This window comes from Enterococcus massiliensis (assembly GCF_001050095.1).
In the GTDB taxonomy this organism is placed as follows: Bacteria; Bacillota; Bacilli; order Lactobacillales; family Enterococcaceae; genus Enterococcus_C; species Enterococcus_C songbeiensis.
In genome coordinates this window covers 798,430-818,894 of record NZ_CVRN01000007.1, presented here as the reverse complement: position 1 = coordinate 818,894, position 20,465 = coordinate 798,430, and the positions used below count along the sequence as shown (strand labels likewise).

Genomic DNA, 20,465 nt, shown 5'->3' with positions numbered 1-20,465 from the left:
TATATCCGCTCATGGGAATTTTTATTTTTATCAGCCTTCTGGATTATTTTCTTCCAGTTTATCTTTTAATTCTTCCTTGGCTTCTTCCAATTTACCTGAATCAGTTTCAGCTACTGTCTCTTTGGCTTCATCGACAGCTGAGGAAACTGTTTCTTTCACGTCCTCAACGATTGGTTGTGCTTCTTCCACCCCATCATTGACGGTTTCTTTCATTTCTGTCGCAGAATCTTTGACATCAATGAAAATATCCTGTGCATCTTCTTTCGCTTCTTGTACCACGTCACTACTGCTTTGTTTCAATTCATCCGCTGACTTCTTAAAGCGCTCAGAAAGATCCCCTGTTTGTTTTTTCAAGTTTTCAATGACTTCTTCCGAAGAATCGTGCAGCCCTTCAAAGGAACCACTTGTTTTTGCCTTCAGACTTTCAGTCATTTCCTCTGCCTGTTTGGAAAGTTTGCCAGCTTTTTCCTTTGCTATATCAGTCAAGTCTCCGCTTTTTTCTTTGGCATAATCCGTATAATCCGATGCTTTGTCTAACAAATCATCTGCCTGAGCAGCTAATTTTTCTCGCAAAACTTTTCCAGACTCCGGAGCCAATAGTAACGCTGCCACTGCTGCTGCCGTGCCGCCAATTACTGCACCTAATAAAAATCCGCCTTTTTTACTCATAACTTCCCCTCCATTTATTGGTTTTGTTAAGGATCATTTTATTGATCTTTGTTCCGTTGTTTAAAAAATTTCATCGCCATCTGTCCGGCTTTGCCGGCAACAGTGGCCTGTGCGGTTGTTTTACCCACTGCACCTAATTTTGTCGCCAAGTTTTTCCCAGATCGATTTAAATCTGAGACACTTACGCTTAAATCAGCGACCGCTGTGAATAAAGGATCGATGGTGGCTACTTTTCCATTGACGTCGTTTAATAAAGTATTCGTTTTCACCAATAGTCCTTCTACCTCACTGGATAACACATCGACATCCTTTGTAACGATTCGAATTGTATTATTTGCTTCCTCCACCGTTACGTTTACTTTTTCTACTGCATGATTGATTTGATCGACTGTTTTTGAAAATTGAAGTAATAGTCGTACGATAAAAACGACCAATACCGCAAAAGCCAAAGCTGCGATCAATGCTGCTATTTCTCCACCGCTCATAGGTTATCTCCCTTCCAAAGATCATACTTCAAGGATAGCATTTCATATTTTTTAATACAAATAAAAAACAACAGAATCGAGAAATTTCGTTTGTCTTTTCAAAAAAGCCGTTACAGAAAATTTCTCTAACGGCTTTTAGACTTATTTGGTTTTCTTCGGTGTTTCTTCAGAAAGCTCTTTTCCTAAGTCAATAATGAATTGACGCAGATTATCTTTGACTTCAGGATGTTTCAATCCATATTCAATACTTGTTTTCATGAAACCGAACTTATCCCCGACATCAAAACGTTTGCCTTTGAATTCATGGGCAAAAACTCGTTGGGTTTTATTCAAGGTATCGATGGCATCGGTCAATTGAATTTCATTGCCGGCACCTGGTTTTTGGTGTTCTAAAATATCAAAAATTTCCGGTGTCAATAAATAACGACCGATAATCGCTAAATCACTCGGCGCTTTTTCCGGCGCAGGTTTTTCAACAAAGTTTTTCACGTTGTACAGCCCGGATTCCACTTCTTCTCCTGGATTGATGATTCCATATTTTGAAGTATCTTCATGAGGAACCTTCATCACAGCAATCGTTGACGCATGGGTTTTTTCATAATCATTGATTAATTGTTTCGTTAAAGGAACCTTGTCTTCCATCAAATCGTCCCCTAGCATCACGATGAATGGTTCATTGCCAACAAATGCCCGAGCTTGTAAGACAGCATGTCCCAAACCACGAGGATGGGATTGGCGGATGAAATGCAAATTGACATCTGTCGTTTCTTCAACCAATTTCAATAATTCAGTTTTGCCTTTTTCTTTCAAATTTGTTTCCAATTCAATATTAGCATCAAAGTGGTCTTCGATTGGGCGTTTTGCTTTACCGGTCACGATTAGAATATCTTCGATTCCTGATTTCAATGCTTCTTCCACAATAAATTGAATTGTTGGCTTATCAACGATTGGCAACATTTCCTTTGCCATTGCTTTCGTTGCAGGTAAAAAACGTGTTCCTAATCCAGCTGCTGGAATAACTGCTTTTTTGACTTTCATTGCTTTCGCTCCTAACTTTCTATCATTTACTTTAATGAAAATTCGTTTTCAATTTTCCCATCCCGTAGCATAATATTTTTTGCTGCTTCGTTGATGTCTTCCTTTTCATAAAGTACGCTATAGATTGTTTCTGTGATAGGCATATCGACTTTTAATTGCTGAGCCAGCTCCATTGCTGCTTTCGTGGTAGCTACCCCTTCAACGATCATACCCATATTTTCTAAAATCTCATCCAAACTATGCCCTTTGCCTAATAAATTTCCGGCACGCCAGTTTCTTGAATGGACACTCGTACAGGTAACAATCAAATCCCCCACACCACTTAATCCGATAAAAGTTAAAGGATTCGCACCCATTGCCACACCTAGACGACTGATTTCTGCCAGTCCTCGTGTCATGATTGCTGCTTTGGCATCATCTCCAAAGCCCAAGCCATGAATTGCTCCCGCACCGATTGCAATGATATTTTTCAACGCGGCACCGGTTTCTACACCAATAACGTCATCATTGGTATAAATACGAAAATAATCATTCATGAATAAATCTTGGACATATTTTGCTGCGTCGTCTTTTTCGCTGGCAGCTGTGATTGTTGTGATATCATGAACTGCCACTTCTTCCGCATGACTAGGACCTGACAGAACCACAACAGCTTGACGGTGTTCTTCTGGAATTTCTTCTGTTAAAATTTCTGAAATCCGTTTATGCGTTCCTTGTTCCAATCCTTTGGCCGCATGGATGATAATTGGTTTATTTTTTACGTGTTGCGCAAATTCTTGTGCTACCACTCGCACCGCTTTAGTAGGCACAACAAACAAGACCGCATCTGCTCCCTCAATGGCTTCACGGATGTCTTTGACAGCAACGATATTTGCGGGAAGTTTAATATCCGGCAAATAATGACGATTGGTATGGTACGTGTTAATTTCGTCAATTTGTGCGGGATTGTTTCCCCAAATCTTTACCTCGTGATCATTTTCAGATAAGACTTGCGCTAAGGCTGTTCCCCATGATCCGGGACCAAGCACAGCAATTTTTTGTTTCACAACGGAAACCTCCTTATGATTCAATAAAGCACTTTAATTTTACCATACAACGAATAACTTGTCCTGTTATACTATGAATTCATTGCTCCCGTAGGTACGGGTATAATACTTCAGCTTTTGATTATTTTTTCTCCGCCAGAACAAAAGACCCCATGCTCCAACAAACAGAATCACTGACAGCAATTGCGACACACGGATATCACCAAAAAGATACAAACTGTCTGTACGCATGCCTTCGATAAAGAAGCGTCCGAAGCTGTACCAAATCAAATAACCGAAGAAAACTTCTCCTTCTTTTAAGAAATTGCTTCGTTTACGCAACAGAATCAATAAAAGAAAACCGAGAACGTTCCAAACCGATTCGTACAAAAAAGTCGGTTGTCGATAAGCACCGTCTATATACATGTTATCAATGATAAATTGTGGTAAATGCAGGCCTTCTAAAAAAGTCAGAGTCGTTTTTCCACCAAATGCTTCATGATTCATAAAATTGCCCCAACGACCAATACCTTGGGCCAAAATCACGCTGGGTGCAGCAATATCTAAAAAGGTCCATCCAGAGATAAATTTATAACGGCAAAAGAAAAACAACCAAATACCGCCGGCAATTAAGCCACCATAAATCGCCAATCCACCAGAACGAACATTAAAAATTTGAATTGGATCTTTCAAGTAAGGTTCTAAATCAAATAAAATGTAATACAAGCGTGCACCAATCAAGGACAAAGGCAAACCCACCAACATGAAATCCGTGACATCATCTGCTTTCAGTCCTACCCGCACGGCTTCTCGAGAACTTAACCACATAGCGATGATCACTCCTGTTACAATAATCAACGCATACCAATAGATCGAGATTCCAAAAATTTCAAAGGCTACTCGATTCACCATTCCTACCATCTAAACCGCTCCTCATTCCGTCGAATTTTCTTCGATCAATTTACTCAATCGTTCTTCAAATGTTTTTGTTGCATCATACCCCATAACCTTTGCCCGATAATTCATCGCGGCTACTTCAATAATGATTGCAACGTTTCGCCCGGTTTTCACTGGGATTTTGATTTGCGGAACATCAACTGCAGCAATTTGGATTGAATCATCTGCTGAACCAAGTCGATCATATTTTTTCTCTTTTGACCATGCTTCTAAATAAACCGCAAGCTGTACCTGCATAGAGCCGCGAACAGCACTGGCACCAAATAAATTCATTACATCAATAATGCCAATTCCACGAATCTCAATCAAATGTTGCAGGATTTGCGGCGGTTCGCCAACAAGTGTCAATTCATCCTGTTGGTACACATCCACCCGATCATCTGCAATCAAACGGTGGCCTCTTTTAATTAATTCAAGCGCAGTTTCACTTTTTCCGATTCCACTGTCCCCTTGAATCAATACACCTAACCCGTAGACATCAACTAAAACACCATGGACACTCGTCCGAGAAGCCAATTGACTACTCAAATAAGTGGACATCTCTCCTAACAGTCTGGAAGTAGAAATCGGGGAACGCAAAACTGGAATTCCATGTTCCTCGCAAGCTTGGATCATTTCTTGTGGAACTTCAAGACCACGAGATACAATAAATGCCGGTGTATCTTCGCTGCACATCCGACGCAACACCATCAAGCGTTCTTCCGGCATCATTCGTTGTGCAAAGGTAATTTCTTTACTACCAAATAATTGCAGCCGATCATGTGAATAATAATTAAAATACCCTGTCAATTCAAGACCAGGTCGTGAAATGTCTCCTGTTGTGATTGCCCGTTCTAATCCAGTTTCCGTGCCGCTGACGATTTCCAAACTCAATTTTTGGGCCATCTGGTTAACTTTGACAATTTCTGTCATTGGTTTCCCTCTTTTCTCAGTTTTTCGTTTACTGTCTCATTTTATCATTCTAGAACAAAAGTTACTAGAAAACACAGTAAATCTTGTTGGAAAGTTTGACTGATTAGATAATCCGGCCTTCTTTTTCATAAAAAAAGAGAATGTCACTGATTGTTCAGCGTCATTCTCCTTCATATTTTCGCATATTATAATCTGTCACGATCACATTAACCAACGACATAATTACGGCTACCAAAAGTGCTGCCCCAAAACTGGAAAAACCAAAATTGGCTGCGCCGACAAAAGTTGAAGTCAGTTTCAGCATCGCCGCATTGATGACGAAGGCAAAGAGTCCTAACGTCAGAAAAGTTAACGGTAATGACAAAATCGTTAAGATTGGCTTCACGAAACCATTTAAAATCGATAAAACAAAACTAGCAATGACTGCAGTCCAGATACTTTCAACATGGAACATACCATTTGGCAGCAGGACTGCTAGTGAGATAAAGGTCAACGTGTTCACAACGAGACGTTGAAAATATGTCACTAGAAATCACTCCAGTCGTTATCATCGATCTTTTCAGCTTCTTTGCGGGTTTTTTGCTTTTGATCTTTTCGATAATTATTCTTTTGGTAATATTGGTTTTGACGTCCATAAGAACCGCTGCCGGAGCGACCGGAAGGGATAATGACCGCCAACACAATATAAAGAATGACAGGACTTGCTAATAGGACAAAACTCAAGAATACATAGATCACACGTACGATTGTAGGATCGATACCCAAGTATTCGGCGATCCCTCCAAGTGTCCCTGTCAAGACGATATTATCAGTTGATTTTGTTAGTTTTTTTCTCAATTTGGTTCACCTCTATCCCCTCAATTTTACCCTATCTGAAGAGAAATTTCATCTCCTCAGATAGGAAAATCTTGTTCTTTTTTCTTATTTATCTGTGTTTTTCAAGAAAATATTTCCGGTTGTCGTTGAAAGATCGATTTGTGCAAAACTGTCACCGACTACCCGACGGAATTGCAGCATTTGGTTCATGCGTTCTTTCTTCTCACGGATCACTTCATATTCTGTCATCCGAGAATTGATGCTGCCAAGACTCGTTTTGGCATTTCCTTCAACACCTAGTTCAACTGGCAATGCAATTTTAACATTTCCGTTCACTGAGCTGGCATCTACCCGTTTGATATTGGTATCCTTCAATGTCAAACGAATATCCCCGTTCACCAAGGATACACCTAAGGTTTGCGGCGTGGTCTTCATTGTAACGGTTCCGTTGACTGTTTCAATAATTGAATCCAGTACTTCTCCGTCACGAACATCAATAGCGCCATTCACCCCTTCAATTTCCAACATCGTTGCATGAATCAGTTGAAAATCAATGCTGCCGTTTGTCGATTTGGTGTAGACATCTTTTGCTTCCAATTCATTGACCAAGATGCTGCCGTTCAACAATTTCACCGAAACATGATCGTACACTCTGCGAGGCAGATAGAACGTCAAGTCGGCTCCTACTCGTTTATTTGGTACTTGGAAGGAGATTTGTTCATCATCCACTAGAATTTGGCTGCGTTCGTTAAAAGCTTCAAATGGGGTTTCTGAATCCATTTTTCCATACAATTTAATTTTTGCGTCTACTTTCACGCCGGGTTCATCCCAAGCTTTGAATTGAACATTTCCGTTCGCGACTTTTACATCAATGATCGTTGCCGCTGTTTCAGGATATTCAAAGGTATGTTCAAATTTTGTCGAAGCAATCCCGGGTACTTTCAAACTGATATCTTTCCATTCCACATTGTCATTGACAGTTTCTGAAACAGTTTGGAAAGTTTTTTTCAAAAATCGTCCTAGATGTGTGCCGGCTTCAGCCATTTTTTCTCCTGCTTGATTCAAAGCATCGCCAGCTTGTTCTTTCCAGTCATCAGGAATATCGATTTTTGAATTGATTTTTTCTTTTGTTTGAGACCATTGATCTTTTTTGATGTCTTTGAGCTGTGCATCCAATTCTGCCCGTTCCGCCATCAATTTTTCCAGATTAGCTTCCAATACTTTAATCTCGCCTTCTACTTCATGGCGTTCTGCCAAATCGTCTTCGGTGAAAGCATCCAGTTCTTCTTTCGTGTTCAATTCCATCAAACGACTTTGTGCATCCTTCAGTTCTGCTTTTACTCCTTGGATTTCCGCATTGACCTCATCAAGTTCAGCCGAAGCCTGATTTGCTTTTGTTGCAAGCGAATCTAAAATTTCTTCTAGATTTTTCTTATCTTCCGCAGTTTTTTGTTTTAATTCTGCTTCATGATCAACAGGTTCATTATCTTGTAACAAGGTATCTAAATCATCTTGTTTTTCGGCAGTTACTTTTTCATTGGCTTGTTTGATTTGTTTTTCGTCTTTTTCGGTCGCCATACTTTCTAGCAAATCCAAGGCTTCTTCCGTCGAAAGCACACCTTTTTTTACTAAATCCAATACTCGTTCTCTTTCATTCATGGAAATTGCCTCCTCAAATAATTTTCTGCAAGTTTTCCTTACATGTCTATTATGCCCGCATTGCTGCAAATTGTCATAGGACTAAAGTAGTAACTTTTTCTAAATCTCAAGCAGTGGTTTTGGTTTCTGCAGTAAGTGTCCCCCTCTAGTTTAAAACAGAATCGCAAAATGGCACACTTCTTTGCTCAACGCTGTCAAAAAAACCGCCAAACGATTTGACGGTTTTAAACAGAGAAAAAGCTTAAAATGCTTCGTCTCTGTTGGTATTTAATTCTGTGATTTTTCCAGTTGCCAGATACACGATCCATTCGCAGATATTTGTTACGTAATCTCCGATTCGTTCCAAATACTGAGCCACGTAAAGATAATCTGTGCCACTGATTACCGTTTCAGGATTTTCTTTCATGCTTTCAATGGTTTGATAATAGATTTTAGAATAATAATCATTCACCCGTTGATCCATATTAGCGATCACACGTGCATCTTGTTCATTGGTTTTCACATAGGCTACCAACACATTATCCACCATTTTTTTCACATAATCAGACATATCGGAAATTTCTTTTTCGATCTCGGCAATCCGGGTTTGTCCTTTTACTCTAATGGTCGACTTTGCGATAGATACTGCGTGGTCAGCCATTCTTTCCAAGTCTGAACTTGCCTTCATCACAGTAATGATCATACGCAAATCAGTCGTAACCGGTTGTTGCAAAGCGATCATTTCAAAGCTTTTCTTTTCTAAGCGGATTTCCATATTATTGATTTCTTCATCGTGATCAATCACTTCTTGCGCCAGATGCTTGTCGTGTTTAATGTAAGCTCTGACCGATTTATGAACGGCATTGCTGACCATCATACCCATTTCATAAAATTGATTGTGCAAATTTAATAATTCTTCTTCAAACTGCGTACGCAACATGCGGGGTATCCTCCTCGTTCATTTTGATGTATTAAATTTTCTTTTAGAAAATTTAGTTTGTTTTTCACTACGTATATCATTCCACTAGTGTACTTAGATAAAGTGGAACTGACATCCTCGTTCATTTTGATGTATTAAATTTTCTTTTAGAAAATTTAGTTTGTTTTTCACTACGCATATCATTCCACTAGTGTACTTGAAAAAAGTGGTTTCTTGGTTTTAGCCGAATCTTCCTGAGATGTAGTCTTCTGTTTCTTTTTTTCCTGGTTGTAAAAAGATTTTTTTCGTATCATCAAATTCAATCAGGTTTCCATCTAAAAAGAAGGCCGTTTTATCAGAAATTCGTGAGGCTTGGGAAAGATTATGGGTAACGATGATCATCGTATATTTCTCTTTCAATTCCAACAAGGTACCTTCGATTTTCGCGGAAGAAATCGGATCTAGCGCACTGGTAGGCTCATCCAGCAAAATGATTTGCGGATCCACCGCTAGAACACGTGCAATACAGACTCGTTGCTGCTGACCGCCAGACAAGGACAACGCACTGGTATGCAATTTGTCTTTCACATCATCCCATGCAGAGGCAGCTTTTAAACTTTCTTCAACTACCTGATCAAAGACATGCTTGTCTTTTTCACCCTTTAATTTTAACCCATAAATGATATTTTCGTAAATTGAAAAAGGAAAAGGATTTGGCTGTTGAAAAACCATGCCGATTTCTTTACGCAATTCAACGGTATCCTGCCGAGGACTGTAAATATCCTGTCCTTTATATAGAACATTTCCGGTGATTGTCACATTTGGAATCAAATCATTCATTCGATTCAATGAACGCAGATACGTGGATTTCCCACAACCGGAAGGACCGATCATTGCAGTGATCTCCCCCTTGTTGATTCCCATAGAAATGCCTTTCAAGGCTTCTTTTTTTCCATAATATAAATGCAAATCTTTTGATGCAATAATTTCTTCTGCCATAAATGCCTCCGTTTTTCTCGACAACTTGGATTACCCAAAGTGGCCGGAAACATAATCTTCTGTCGCTTGGATTTTCGGGCGGGTAAAGATTTTTCTTGTCTTGTCATATTCGATTGCTTTTCCAAGATAGAAAAATGCGGTATAATCGCTGATCCGTGCCGCCTGCTGCATATTATGTGTCACAATTACAATCGTATAGTGTTCCTTCAAGTTTATCAGTGTTTCCTCCACCGTCCCAGTAGAAATCGGATCCAACGCGCTGGCTGGTTCATCCAACAAAAGGATATCCGGTTTCATAGCGATTGCTCGGGCAATACACAGCCGCTGCTGTTGACCGCCAGATAGAGCCAAGGCACTTTTATCTAAACTGTCTTTGACTTGATCCCACAAAGCGGCTTGCTTCAAACTTGTTTCAACGATTTCATCTTTTTTCTTTTTATTTTTTTCCCCATGGCGTTTAAGGGCAAAAGTGATATTTTCATAAATAGATTTACTGAAGGGATTCGGGCGTTGAAAAACCATCCCAATTCGTTTGCGCATTTCGTAAACGTCGACATTGTCCTGATTGACATCGACTTCTTTGTACATAATCTTGCCGGTAGTTTTCGTATTGGCGATTCCGTCATTCATTCGATTTAAAGATCGTAGATACGTTGATTTCCCACAACCGGAAGGACCGATTAATGCCGTGATTTTATTCTTTTCAAACTGCAAATCGACACCTTTGATTGCTTCGTTTTGTCCGTACCACACATGCAGGTCTTCCGTGTATAACGCAATTTCTTGCTGTTCCTCCATCGTGATGATATGACGATCCTCTAAATTATATTTACTCATACTTGAATCTCCTTAAGCAGATGTCATTTTCTTATAAAGTCGTTTGCCCGCTGCCCGTGCACCTATGTTGAACAACAGTACAGCAATAATCAAAACAGCTGAAGCTCCAGCGGAAACCTGCACACCATCTGGCATCGTTCCTTCGGTATTTATTTTCCAAATATGCACAGCCAATGTTTCTGCTTGCCGGAAAATACTGATAGGGCTAGAAACACTCAATGGATTCCAATTACTAAAATCCAATGCCGGTGCGCTTTGTCCGGCGGTATAGATCAAGGCAGCAGCTTCTCCAAAAATTCTGCCGGAGCTAAGGATTACGCCCGTTAAAATTCCAGGGGTTGCTTCAGGAACAACCACTCGTGTCACAGTTTCCCAGCGTGACAAACCTAAGGCTAAGCCTGCTTCTCTTTGGGTGTAATGAATGGCTTGTAAGGATTCTTCCACATTTCTGGTCAATAAAGGTAAATTGAAAAAGGTCAATGCCAATGCACCGGAAATAATTGAAAAGCCATATTGAAATTGAATAACAAAAATCAAAAAGCCGAACAAACCGACAACAACTGATGGCAAAGAGCTTAGAATCTCGATGGATGTACGGATGACATCTGTCAGCCAATTTTTTCCCGCATACTCGGAAAGATAAATCCCTGCTCCCAAAGAAATGGGAAAACTGATTAGCATCGTGATAAACAGCAAGTAAAAGGAATTAAATAGCTGAATGCCGATTCCTCCACCCGTTTGATAAGCCTTCGAAGGTTGGGTTAAAAAGCTCCAAGAAATATGAGGTACACCTCGGACTAAAATATAAAGCAATAAGGCTGCCAAAATCAAAACAATGATTCCGGAGATTCCGTATAAAACCCCAGTAGCAATTTTATCTGAGCGTTTGGCATTCATTATTTCAGTGCCCCTTTCTTCCCAATCATGCGAATAATTATGTTAAATAGTAAGGACATCAATAGAAGAATCAATGCCAATGACCATAAGACATTATTTTCCACTGTTCCCATGATGGTATTTCCGATACCCATGGTCAAGATAGATGTCAAGGTTGAAGCGGGGGTTACCAAACCGGATGGTAACAAAGCCGCATTCCCGATAACCATTTGAATCGCCAGCGCTTCTCCAAAAGCCCGTGCCATGCCAAAAACCACGGCGGTCAAAATCCCTGGAACTGCTGCACGTAAAACAACCTTATAAATCGTTTGCCAACGGGTGGCACCTAAAGCCAAGGACGCCTCACGATAATGGCGAGGAACAGCTTTCAAAGCATCTGCCGTCATAGTTGTTACGGTTGGCAAAATCATAATGAATAAGACAAACGTTCCCGCCAGAATCCCAAAACCAGTTCCACCAAAAACGGAACGAACGGCTGGAACAATGACGGATAACCCGATAAATCCATAAACTACAGAAGGAATTCCAACCAACAACTCGATGACTGGCTGCAAGATTTTCTGTCCTTGTTTTGGTGAAATTTCTGTCATGAAAACAGCAGCACCAATCGCAAATGGGGTCGCGATAATCGCTGATAAAAATGTCACAATAAACGAGCCGGCAATCATTGGCAAAGCCCCTACTAAAGGTTTGCCATTTGAACCAATTTGGCTAGGATTCCATTCAGTACCAAACAGAAAATCAAACACATTGATTCCATCCGTAAAAAATGTTGCCAATCCACGACTAGCAACGAAATAAAAAATCGACAGCACAACCAGAACAATCAATGCGATACATAAAAAGCTGATGATTTTTCCTCGTTGCTCAATTCGCGCACGCTTCGATTTCCTTAACAATACTTTTTTTACATCTTCCAAGAGGGCTCCTCCTCAATTTGAGTGTTTCATACCATACGCTCTTAGTTTACGCTGTCAACATCAATTTGCCTTTAACTTAATGTAAATTTTGTGTAAAGATTAGTTGACGATATTTCCCTGCCAATCCCGTTCGACTTTCATGTCAGAAATCGGGATGTAGCCCAGTTTACCTACAATATTGTCTTGGACTTCATCTGACAGCATGTATTCCATAAATTCGGCTGTCAATTTTTCTGGTTTTCCTTTTGTATACATGTGTTCATATGCCCAGATTTTCCAATCATTCGTTGTCACATTTTCATCAGTGGGCGCTACTCCGTCAACCTTCAATGTCGCTACCGCATCCGTGACATAAGAAAAAGCAACATAGCTGATTGCACCTGGCGTATCTGCCACGATTTGACGGACCATTCCACTGGAATCTTGTTCTTGGGCTCGGATGGCTGTTTTATCTTCCAACACCCACTTTTCAAAGGTGCCTCGTGTTCCACTACCGGCAGCCCGGTTTAAAATGACAATTGCCTGATCAGCACCACCAAGTTCTTTCCAATTGGTAATTTTTCCTAAGAAAATATCCCGTAAATCTGCTAATGCAATATCTTCAATTCCGATTTTTTTATTTACGATTGGTGTGATCCCCACCGCCGCGACTCTGTGATCCTGCAATTTTGATGCATCAATGCCGCTTTTTTCTTCCGCAAAAAGATCTGAATTTCCGATTTCAACAGCTCCAGATTGAACTTGACTTAGTCCGGTCCCGCTGCCGCCTCCTTGTACATTGACAAATTTTCCCGGAAATTTATTTTGATATTCTTCAGCTACCGTTTCAACAAGGGGCTGTAAGGCGGATGATCCAACCGCTGTAATCGATTCTCCGCGATCGATCCATTTTGCACAGCCGGTCAAAAGTAGGATCATTCCCAAAAATGGGAGTAAAAATTTCAATTTTCTCATTTGATTTGCTCCTTAATTGGTTGATTAAAACAACTCTATTCTACCATTATCCACTAGGAATACGAAAGCCTTATTTACTGACCACCATGAAAAGAACCCCGAGCTTTATTGTTCACTTTCTAAAATAGAAGCTGTACTAAGAAATCCAGGCTTGTTTCTACGTTTCTGTTTTCCTGCTCCTATGCCGAAAAAAAGCAAACCGAAACGATTTCCGGCTTGCTTTTATCTCTACAAAAAATTTTCTTATAATAATGGCGAAACCAAACGACCTAGTCCTTCTTTTAACTTGATCACCACACCTCGTTGTGCGTATCGTTCTTTTGTCAATACTTGCGATTTTTTTGAATCTTCTAAAAAAGCCTGCTGAACTTGTTGGGTGATTGCTTCATCATAAATGATTGCATTCACTTCAAAATCCAATCGGAAAGAGCGGACATCAATATTTGCCGAACCAACGGACACAATGCCACCATCGATAATCATCGTCTTGGCATGAACAAATCCATTTTCATAGGTTTCAATAATTGCCCCAAACTCGATTAGTTCTGCCGCAAAAGAATAAGTAGCCCAATAGACCAACGGATGATCCGGTTTGTTAGGGATTTGCATCTGCACCTTGACCCCTGACAATAATGCCAGTTTTAAAGCTTCATGAATTGATTCATCCGGAATATAATAGGGAGTTTGAATCAAAATTTCTTCCTTTGCCATGCTGATCATTTTCAAGTAAGTCATTTTGATTTGTTCAAACTTAGAATCAGGACCGCTTGTCACGATTTGAACCGCTTTCTTCCCATTTGACTGAATTGGCGGAAATAACTCTTTGGCATATTGGACTTCTTGAGTATGTTGGGAATTCCAATCCATTAAAAATCGGTTTTGCAAAGAATAAACAGCTGGACCATGTATCCTTAAATGATTGTCCCGCCAATAACCAAATTTTTTCACCAAACCTAAATACTCATTACCAACGTTAAATCCACCAGTATAGCCAATTTCTCCATCAATCACCACAATTTTTCGGTGATTCCGATAATTAATTCGGGGATTGATATAAGGAACAAATAATGGGAAAAAGAACGCCACGACACCACCATGTTCTTTCAAAGGTTGAAAAAAATTCTTTCGGACTTGCGTTGAGCCCCATGCATCGAGCAGTACCCGTACCTTGACTCCCCGTTTTGCTGCATCTACTAATGCATTTCGGACCTCTACTCCTAAGGTATCATCCCGGTAAATATAGTATTCAAAATGAATATGGTCCTTTGCGTGACGGATATCCTCGATCAATTGATCGAATTTTTCCCGACCATCGATAAATAATTGAATTTCATTAGTAGATGTATACAATGAATGCTCAAAAACCGTCAGCATATAAACTAACTGCTTGACGTTCACCTGTGCGGTAGATGGGTGAGGAAATAAATCTCGCTTCAACGCTTGCCGTTGTTCTTCAATTTCCACATTCATCCCGATTTTTCCTTGCATTTTTAAATCAAAAATCTTATCCTTTGAAATTCCTCGGCCAAAGAAAATGTACAAAATAAAACCGACCACCGGAATAAACATCAATACCAGCAGCCAAGCCCAAGTTTGTGCCGTTTGTTTGCGTTCGCGGAAAACAATAATAAATGAAAGCAAAATATTTGCGACCGTCAAAATCGTAAACACATTTTCAGTAATGTACTGCACGTTTCTCCTCCTCTGTATTCTCTACTAAAGAATAGCGAAGTTGCGAAAAGAAGTAAAGGCATAACCGTTGATTTCTCCCCGTATTTCACATTTTTTCGTCAAAAAAGCACCCTGCAAAAAATAGCAGGATGCTGTCAAAATCAATTGTTAAGCTTTTAAGAATCGACGCATGGAAATGATTGAACCAAGAGAACCGATTACCATACCCAAAACGACCATCAGTAAACAAATTTGCAACGTAAACGTATCCGGCTGCAATAAGCTGTAGTTGGAACGCAAGAGCATTGGATTGACTAAACGATAAACTTGACGATACCCAAAAACCATAATCAACACAGGAATCACAGCGCCTAAAAGACCAATCCAACCGCCTTCAAGGAAAAACGGCCAACGAATATACCCATTCTTGGCACCTACCAGACGCATGATCTGGATTTCCCGTTGCCGAGACAAAATAGTAATTCGAATCGTGTTGGAAATCAAAAACATTGCAACGAACAGCAGCAATACCGCTCCTGCTAAGCCCCAAGTTTTGACACCATCAGCGATTCCAAAGATTTTATCTGAATTGGCACCACCATAATCGGCTTTAAACACACTCGGCAGTTTAGCCGCTTCTTTTGAAATTTGTTTGGTGTAATCCGGACTCTGAGTGCTGACAACGAACACATCATAAAGAGGGTTACTGTCGCCTTCGAATAAATTCCAAGAATCTCCCATTGCTTTTTGGATTTTCTTTAATTCGTCATCTTTATTTGAAAAAGTGACTTTCTTTACGTGCTCAATCCCTTTTAATTCGGTTTCTAATTTATCAATATCCTCTTGTTTTGTACCAATATCGATAAAAACAGAAACATCCACGTTTTTTTCAATATCTTGTGCTAATTTTGTGGCATTCATGATAACTGCCATAAAAATTCCCACTAGAGTCAATGTAATGGTTACCGCACTGACGGAAGCGACTGTCATCCAGCCATTACGCTTCAGACTTTTCATGCTTTCTAAAAGATGTCGGAAAAAAGTTCTAATCATCGTATCCATATTCCCCTTCCGCTTGGTCACGAATTATCCGACCGTTTTCAATCGCAACCACCCGATGGCGGATCGTGTTAACGATCGTGCTGTTATGGGTTGCCATCACTACCGTCGTTCCTTGCGCATTGATGCGATCCAACAATTTCATGATTTCCCAAGAATTTTCAGGGTCAAGGTTTCCGGTAGGCTCATCGGCGATCAATACTTTCGGCGTATTGACGATTGCTCGGGCAATCGATACCCGCTGTTGTTCCCCACCAGATAATTCACTTGGAAATACCCGTACTTTATGTTTTAAACCAACCAAGTCCAAAACTTCCATGACACGTTTTTTGATGTCGCGGGGTTTTCTTCCGATAACTTGCATTGCATAAGCAACATTTTCATAAATCGTTTTCTTTGGCAACAATTTATAATCTTGGAACACGATACCGATTTCTCGACGCAATAAAGGAACATCACGGTTTTTTATTTTCAACAGGTCATAGCCTGCAACGTTGAGGGTACCCTTTGTCGCTTTTTCTTCACGATACATAAGTTTGATAAAGGTTGATTTCCCAGCCCCAGAAGGACCGACCACATAAACAAACTCACCTTGATCGATATTGATCGTGATATTACGGATGGCTGTAGTACCATTTGAGTACTTTTTCATTACATCCTTCATTTCAATCATGGCTATCTCTCCATCTTCTTTTATTCGATACTGACGTATTATAGCACGGGAATATTTCAGCATTTTTTCACAACTTTACAGTTTCATTTCAATTGAATGAAACTTGCTGATTCTTATGCTTTATTTAATTTCATTTTTAAATATGCATCAATAAATCCATCTAAATCTCCATCCATCACCGCTTGGACATTCCCAGTTTCATAATTGGTTCGATGATCCTTGACCATTGAATAAGGATGGAAGACGTAAGAACGGATTTGCGAGCCCCAACCAATCTCCATTTGATCCCCACGAAGAGCAGCGGCTTCTTGTTCTTTTTTCTCCATCTCCAATTGATACAATTTTGCCTTCAACATGCTCATGGCTGTATCCCGGTTTTGAAATTGTGATCGTTGTGCTTGACTGGCAACCACGATCCCTGTTGGAATATGTGTGATTCGAACAGCAGAAGAGGTTTTATTGATATGCTGTCCACCAGCACCGCTTGCCCGAAAAACATCGACTTTCAATTCATCCGGATTGACTTCAATATCAATGGTATCATCCAATTCCGGCATCACATCCACCGAACAAAAAGAAGTATGACGACGATTGGCTGAATCAAAAGGAGAAATTCGAACCAACCGGTGAACTCCTTTTTCTGATTTCAAATACCCAAATGCATTGTGTCCCTTGATTAATAAAGTCACACTTTTGATACCAGCTTCGTCCCCAGACTGATAATCCAGCATCTCCACTTGATAGCCATGCTGTTCGCTCCATCGCGTGTACATTCGCAAAAGCATGCTGCCCCAATCTTGGGATTCTGTTCCGCCAGCACCAGGGTGTAATTCTAAAATCGCATTGTTGCGATCGTAAGGTTCATCCAATAGCATCGCTAATTCATAGCTTTGCATTTTTTCCTGTAATTTCTGCAGGCGTTCTGATAATTCTGTTTCCATTTCCGAGTCAGATTCTTCCTCCAACATTTCTTCCATGACTGTCAATTCTTCCACTTCATCTGTTAATTGATGAAATTGATCGTAGGCTTCCTTACGGACATTGTTTTCACCGATGACTTGTTGTGCAGCTTCGGCATCATCCCAAAATCCCGGTTCTGCCATTTGAGCTTCCGCTTGAGCAATGTCTTCTTCCAACTGATCTAAGTCAAAGAGACCTCCTGAAGCTGACCGTTTTTTCTTTCATTTCTGTTAATTGATTTCGCATTTCCGCTAATTCCATTGGATAAGTTCCTCCTTAAAATGATGAAAATTTTAAAAATTTCCACTGTTTTTTTCATGCAACAGAGGCTGGAACTTAACTCAACAATTGCGAGCTACGTCCCAGCCTTCCATTTCCACACGCGTATCTTTTAAAAGATACATTTATCGCCTAGATTCAGGCGTCTTTGCCATGACAATTTTTGTATTTTTTGCCGCTTCCGCATGGGCAAGGATCATTACGCCCCACTTTTTCAACGTGTACTGGTTTTTGTGGTGTTTCTTCTGTCTGCTCGGTTTGTTCTGCCTCACCTTGTGCCACTTGTTCCCGTTGAACGTTTTGGCGAATTTCTGCCTTCATGAAGAGTCGTGTTGCCTCATATTCGATAGCACCCACCATGTCTTCAAACATGTTGTACCCTTCCGTTTGGTATTCTACCAATGGATTGTTTTGTCCATACGCCCGCAAACCGATTGATTGACGCAATTGATCCATCGCATCAATATGGTCCGTCCATTTTGTATCGACAACCCGCAGGATAACAACTTTCTCAAATTCCAATAATTGTTCAGGGCTGTTTAACTGCGCCGCTTTTTCATCAAAAATTCGTTGTGCTTCTGCGAAAAGAGCATCTTTGATTTCTTGCGGTGTTTTTCCTTTGAAATCTTCTACAGATACTTTGTCTTCGTGTACCAGCGCATTGCCGGCAAAATCAACAATTCCTTCCAGATTCCATTGGCTTTCTTCTAACTGAGTATGGCTGTCTACAACGCGTTCAATCGTCCGTTTGACCATATTCATCAAGGTCTGAGATAGACTCTTGTCTTCCATGATTACTTCTTGACGTTGTCCATAGATGACTTCCCGTTGTTCCCGCATAACATCATCGTATTGCAAAACATTTTTACGGGTATCGTAGTTATTTCCTTCAACCCGTTTTTGGGCAGCTTCTACTTGACGTGTCAGCATTTTACTTTGGATCACGGCATCGCCTTCTTCAATCTTCATCCGATCCAAGAATGCTTTGATCCGTTCTGAGCCAAAGCGTTTCATCAAATCATCTTCCAGAGAAAGATAAAATTGTGAGACCCCTGGATCTCCTTGACGTCCAGAACGTCCCCGCAACTGATTATCGATACGACGTGATTCATGACGTTCCGTTCCGATAACTGCCAAGCCGCCAAGTTCTGCAACTCCTAAGCCAAGCTTGATATCGGTTCCCCGACCAGCCATGTTGGTAGCGATGGTGATGGCACCTTTTTGCCCTGCATTTAAAATGATTTCGGCTTCTTTAAAGTGATTTTTCGCATTCAAAACTTCATGTGGAACTTTTTCTTTATCCAGCATGTTGGATAGCAATTCTGACGTTTCAACGGCTACTGTACCTACCAGCACTGGTTGTCCTTTACGGTAACGTTCCTTAATATCTTGAACCACCGCATGGAATTTGCTTGATAATGTCGGATACAATAGGTCTGCCCGATCATCCCGCACGATTGGTTTATTGGTTGGAATTTGGAAAACCTGCATGTTGTAAATTTCTCGGAATTCTTCTTCTTCCGTTTTTGCTGTACCGGTCATCCCAGCAAGTTTTTTATACATCCGGAAATAGTTTTGGAAGGTGATTGTTGCCATGGTTTTGCTTTCATCTTCGATTTCCACGCCTTCCTTAGCTTCAATCGCTTGATGCAGACCGTCAGAGTAGCGACGACCATCCATGATCCGTCCAGTAAATTGGTCTACAATTAAAACTTTCCCTTCTTGAACAACATAGTCAATATCCAGCAGCATGATATAGTTTGCCCGCAAGGCTTGATCCATGTGATGAGTCAGGGCAGTATTTTCAATATCATAAAGATTATCCAAACCAAATGTTTCTTCGGCTTTTTCGATTCCACTTTCTGTCAGACCAATCGTTTTTGATTGGATATCAATTTTATAATCTTCTTCATTTTTCAAACGTTTTACAAAATTATCTGTTCGCGTATACAACGCCGTTGATTTTTCAGCTTGTCCGGAAATAATCAAGGGAGTCCGCGCTTCATCAATCAAAATCGAGTCTACTTCATCGACAATCGCATAGTTTAACGGACGTTGCACCATTTGATTGCGGTAAACTACCATGTTGTCCCGCAAGTAGTCAAAGCCTAATTCATTATTGGTACTATAAGTGATGTCGCAGGCGTAAGCAGCACGTTTTTCTTCTGATGATTTAGAATTGATATTCAATCCCACAGTCAAGCCAAGAAAATTATACAACTCACCCATTTCCGTTGAGTCACGAGTAGCCAAATATTCATTGACCGTAACTACGTGAACCCCTTCACCGGAAAGTGCATTTAAATAAACCGGCATCGTGGCAGTCAATGTTTTCCCTTCACCTGTCCGCATTTCAGGAATATTCCCATCGTGCAAGACCACGCCACCCATCAGCTGAACATGATAAGGATAAAGACCCAACACCCGTTTGGCAGCTTCACGAACAACTGCAAAGGCTTCTGGTAATAATTGGTCTAACGTTTCTCCCTTTTGATAGCGTCCACGAAATTCATCTGTCTTATTTCGCAATCCTTCATCTGTCAATTTCGCCATTTCATCGGCAAAGGTTTCTACTTGATCGGCTATCGCAGACAGCCGTTTTAATTCTTTTTTATCATTTTCAATCAGGGTTTTTAAAAAATTGGCCATACGTAAATAAATCTCCTTTAATTTCCATTTTCTCAGTTCTAAAAGAAACTCTCCATCCTATTCTATCATTAGTTTTCTTCAAAAGAAATAGCTAGAATCTCATTAGAA

General features: G+C 40.4%; 20 protein-coding genes. All 20 read right to left on the bottom strand.

The genetic code is table 11. The features are described from left to right. Positions 1–30: 30 nt before the first annotated feature. The 20 genes from BN1875_RS11240 to secA all read right to left on the bottom strand — a co-directional run bounded on the left by BN1875_RS11240 (position 31) and on the right by secA (position 20,357). On the bottom strand, positions 31–669 hold the full coding sequence (locus BN1875_RS11240; protein WP_048604927.1) for a YtxH domain-containing protein: 639 nt from the start codon (positions 667–669) through the stop codon (positions 31–33). A 38-nt stretch (positions 670–707) separates the two neighbouring features. Then, a complete protein-coding gene (locus BN1875_RS11235; RefSeq protein ID WP_048604926.1) occupies positions 708–1,154 on the bottom strand; it encodes a DUF948 domain-containing protein in 447 nt (148 codons plus the stop codon). 141 nt (positions 1,155–1,295) lie between these two features. Beyond that, positions 1,296–2,192, bottom strand: coding sequence for a UTP--glucose-1-phosphate uridylyltransferase GalU (gene galU, locus BN1875_RS11230; protein WP_048604925.1), 897 nt, complete (start codon positions 2,190–2,192; stop codon positions 1,296–1,298). A 26-nt stretch (positions 2,193–2,218) separates the two neighbouring features. Beyond that, entirely contained in the window at positions 2,219–3,238 is a 1,020-nt protein-coding gene (locus tag BN1875_RS11225; RefSeq protein ID WP_048604924.1) for an NAD(P)H-dependent glycerol-3-phosphate dehydrogenase, read from the bottom strand. A gap of 66 nt (positions 3,239–3,304) precedes the next feature. Then, entirely contained in the window at positions 3,305–4,138 is an 834-nt protein-coding gene (lgt, locus tag BN1875_RS11220; RefSeq protein WP_048604923.1) for a prolipoprotein diacylglyceryl transferase, read from the bottom strand. A 12-nt stretch (positions 4,139–4,150) separates the two neighbouring features. Further along, positions 4,151–5,086, bottom strand: a complete 936-nt coding sequence (gene hprK, locus BN1875_RS11215; RefSeq protein WP_048604922.1) for an HPr(Ser) kinase/phosphatase — start codon at positions 5,084–5,086, stop codon at positions 4,151–4,153. Between the two features lie 160 nt (positions 5,087–5,246). Next, the gene (locus BN1875_RS11210) at positions 5,247–5,612 is read right to left on the bottom strand and encodes a phage holin family protein (RefSeq protein ID WP_048604921.1); all 366 of its coding nucleotides are present in this window, start codon (positions 5,610–5,612) and stop codon (positions 5,247–5,249) included. Further along, entirely contained in the window at positions 5,612–5,923 is a 312-nt protein-coding gene (locus tag BN1875_RS11205) for a PspC domain-containing protein (RefSeq protein WP_048604920.1), read from the bottom strand. Before BN1875_RS11205 ends, BN1875_RS11210 begins: the two co-directional genes overlap by 1 nt. Before the next feature lie 84 nt (positions 5,924–6,007). Continuing rightward, complete coding sequence (gene liaX, locus BN1875_RS11200; protein WP_048604919.1) at positions 6,008–7,561, bottom strand: daptomycin-sensing surface protein LiaX; 1,554 nt, start codon at positions 7,559–7,561, stop codon at positions 6,008–6,010. 241 nt (positions 7,562–7,802) lie between these two features. Continuing rightward, positions 7,803–8,480, bottom strand: coding sequence for a phosphate signaling complex protein PhoU (gene phoU / locus BN1875_RS11195; RefSeq protein ID WP_048604918.1), 678 nt, complete (start codon positions 8,478–8,480; stop codon positions 7,803–7,805). Between the two features lie 219 nt (positions 8,481–8,699). Beyond that, a complete protein-coding gene (gene pstB, locus BN1875_RS11190; RefSeq protein ID WP_048604917.1) occupies positions 8,700–9,458 on the bottom strand; it encodes a phosphate ABC transporter ATP-binding protein PstB in 759 nt (252 codons plus the stop codon). Positions 9,459–9,488: 30 nt separating this feature from the next. Then, positions 9,489–10,295 carry a phosphate ABC transporter ATP-binding protein PstB gene (pstB, locus tag BN1875_RS11185; RefSeq protein WP_048604916.1) on the bottom strand — a complete coding sequence of 269 codons (807 nt, stop codon included), beginning with the start codon at positions 10,293–10,295 and terminating at the stop codon, positions 9,489–9,491. Positions 10,296–10,307: 12 nt separating this feature from the next. Next, a complete protein-coding gene (gene pstA, locus BN1875_RS11180; protein ID WP_048604915.1) occupies positions 10,308–11,192 on the bottom strand; it encodes a phosphate ABC transporter permease PstA in 885 nt (294 codons plus the stop codon). Beyond that, positions 11,192–12,112, bottom strand: coding sequence for a phosphate ABC transporter permease subunit PstC (gene pstC / locus BN1875_RS11175; protein WP_048604914.1), 921 nt, complete (start codon positions 12,110–12,112; stop codon positions 11,192–11,194). The genes pstA and pstC overlap by 1 nt, the downstream gene beginning before the upstream one ends. A 99-nt stretch (positions 12,113–12,211) precedes the next feature. Continuing rightward, positions 12,212–13,066, bottom strand: a complete 855-nt coding sequence (locus BN1875_RS11170; RefSeq protein WP_048604913.1) for a phosphate ABC transporter substrate-binding protein PstS — start codon at positions 13,064–13,066, stop codon at positions 12,212–12,214. A gap of 243 nt (positions 13,067–13,309) precedes the next feature. After that, complete coding sequence (gene cls / locus BN1875_RS11165; protein ID WP_048604912.1) at positions 13,310–14,758, bottom strand: cardiolipin synthase; 1,449 nt, start codon at positions 14,756–14,758, stop codon at positions 13,310–13,312. A 147-nt stretch (positions 14,759–14,905) separates the two neighbouring features. Next, entirely contained in the window at positions 14,906–15,790 is an 885-nt protein-coding gene (gene ftsX / locus BN1875_RS11160; protein ID WP_082147287.1) for a permease-like cell division protein FtsX, read from the bottom strand. Then, positions 15,783–16,469: a cell division ATP-binding protein FtsE gene (gene ftsE / locus BN1875_RS11155; protein ID WP_048604910.1), complete on the bottom strand. Its 687-nt coding sequence runs from the start codon at positions 16,467–16,469 to the stop codon at positions 15,783–15,785. Before ftsE ends, ftsX begins: the two co-directional genes overlap by 8 nt. 113 nt (positions 16,470–16,582) lie before the next feature. Further along, positions 16,583–17,690 (bottom strand): peptide chain release factor 2 gene (gene prfB / locus BN1875_RS11150; RefSeq protein WP_137605044.1). Its coding sequence is split into 2 segments (ribosomal slippage): positions 16,583–17,617 and positions 17,619–17,690, totalling 1,107 coding nucleotides; the frame shifts between segments, so codons are not numbered across the junction. Between the two features lie 156 nt (positions 17,691–17,846). Beyond that, on the bottom strand, positions 17,847–20,357 hold the full coding sequence (gene secA / locus BN1875_RS11145; RefSeq protein ID WP_048604909.1) for a preprotein translocase subunit SecA: 2,511 nt from the start codon (positions 20,355–20,357) through the stop codon (positions 17,847–17,849). Between the last annotated feature and the right edge of the window lie 108 nt (positions 20,358–20,465).

Excerpts from the sequence above, each read along its gene's own strand:
- pstB (WP_048604916.1), bottom strand. The coding sequence starts at position 10,295 with ATGAGTAAATATAATTTAGAGGATCGTCATATCATCACGATGGAGGAA.
- pstA (WP_048604915.1), bottom strand. The coding sequence starts at position 11,192 with ATGAATGCCAAACGCTCAGATAAAATTGCTACTGGGGTTTTATACGGA.
- phoU (WP_048604918.1), bottom strand. The coding sequence starts at position 8,480 with ATGTTGCGTACGCAGTTTGAAGAAGAATTATTAAATTTGCACAATCAA.
- galU (WP_048604925.1), bottom strand. The coding sequence starts at position 2,192 with ATGAAAGTCAAAAAAGCAGTTATTCCAGCAGCTGGATTAGGAACACGT.
- BN1875_RS11170 (WP_048604913.1), bottom strand. The coding sequence starts at position 13,066 with ATGAGAAAATTGAAATTTTTACTCCCATTTTTGGGAATGATCCTACTT.
- liaX (WP_048604919.1), bottom strand. The coding sequence starts at position 7,561 with ATGAATGAAAGAGAACGAGTATTGGATTTAGTAAAAAAAGGTGTGCTT.
- ftsE (WP_048604910.1), bottom strand. The coding sequence starts at position 16,469 with ATGATTGAAATGAAGGATGTAATGAAAAAGTACTCAAATGGTACTACA.
- lgt (WP_048604923.1), bottom strand. The coding sequence starts at position 4,138 with ATGGTAGGAATGGTGAATCGAGTAGCCTTTGAAATTTTTGGAATCTCG.
- secA (WP_048604909.1), bottom strand. The coding sequence starts at position 20,357 with ATGGCCAATTTTTTAAAAACCCTGATTGAAAATGATAAAAAAGAATTA.
- BN1875_RS11235 (WP_048604926.1), bottom strand. The coding sequence starts at position 1,154 with ATGAGCGGTGGAGAAATAGCAGCATTGATCGCAGCTTTGGCTTTTGCG.
- pstB (WP_048604917.1), bottom strand. The coding sequence starts at position 9,458 with ATGGCAGAAGAAATTATTGCATCAAAAGATTTGCATTTATATTATGGA.
- ftsX (WP_082147287.1), bottom strand. The coding sequence starts at position 15,790 with ATGATTAGAACTTTTTTCCGACATCTTTTAGAAAGCATGAAAAGTCTG.
- BN1875_RS11240 (WP_048604927.1), bottom strand. The coding sequence starts at position 669 with ATGAGTAAAAAAGGCGGATTTTTATTAGGTGCAGTAATTGGCGGCACG.
- hprK (WP_048604922.1), bottom strand. The coding sequence starts at position 5,086 with ATGACAGAAATTGTCAAAGTTAACCAGATGGCCCAAAAATTGAGTTTG.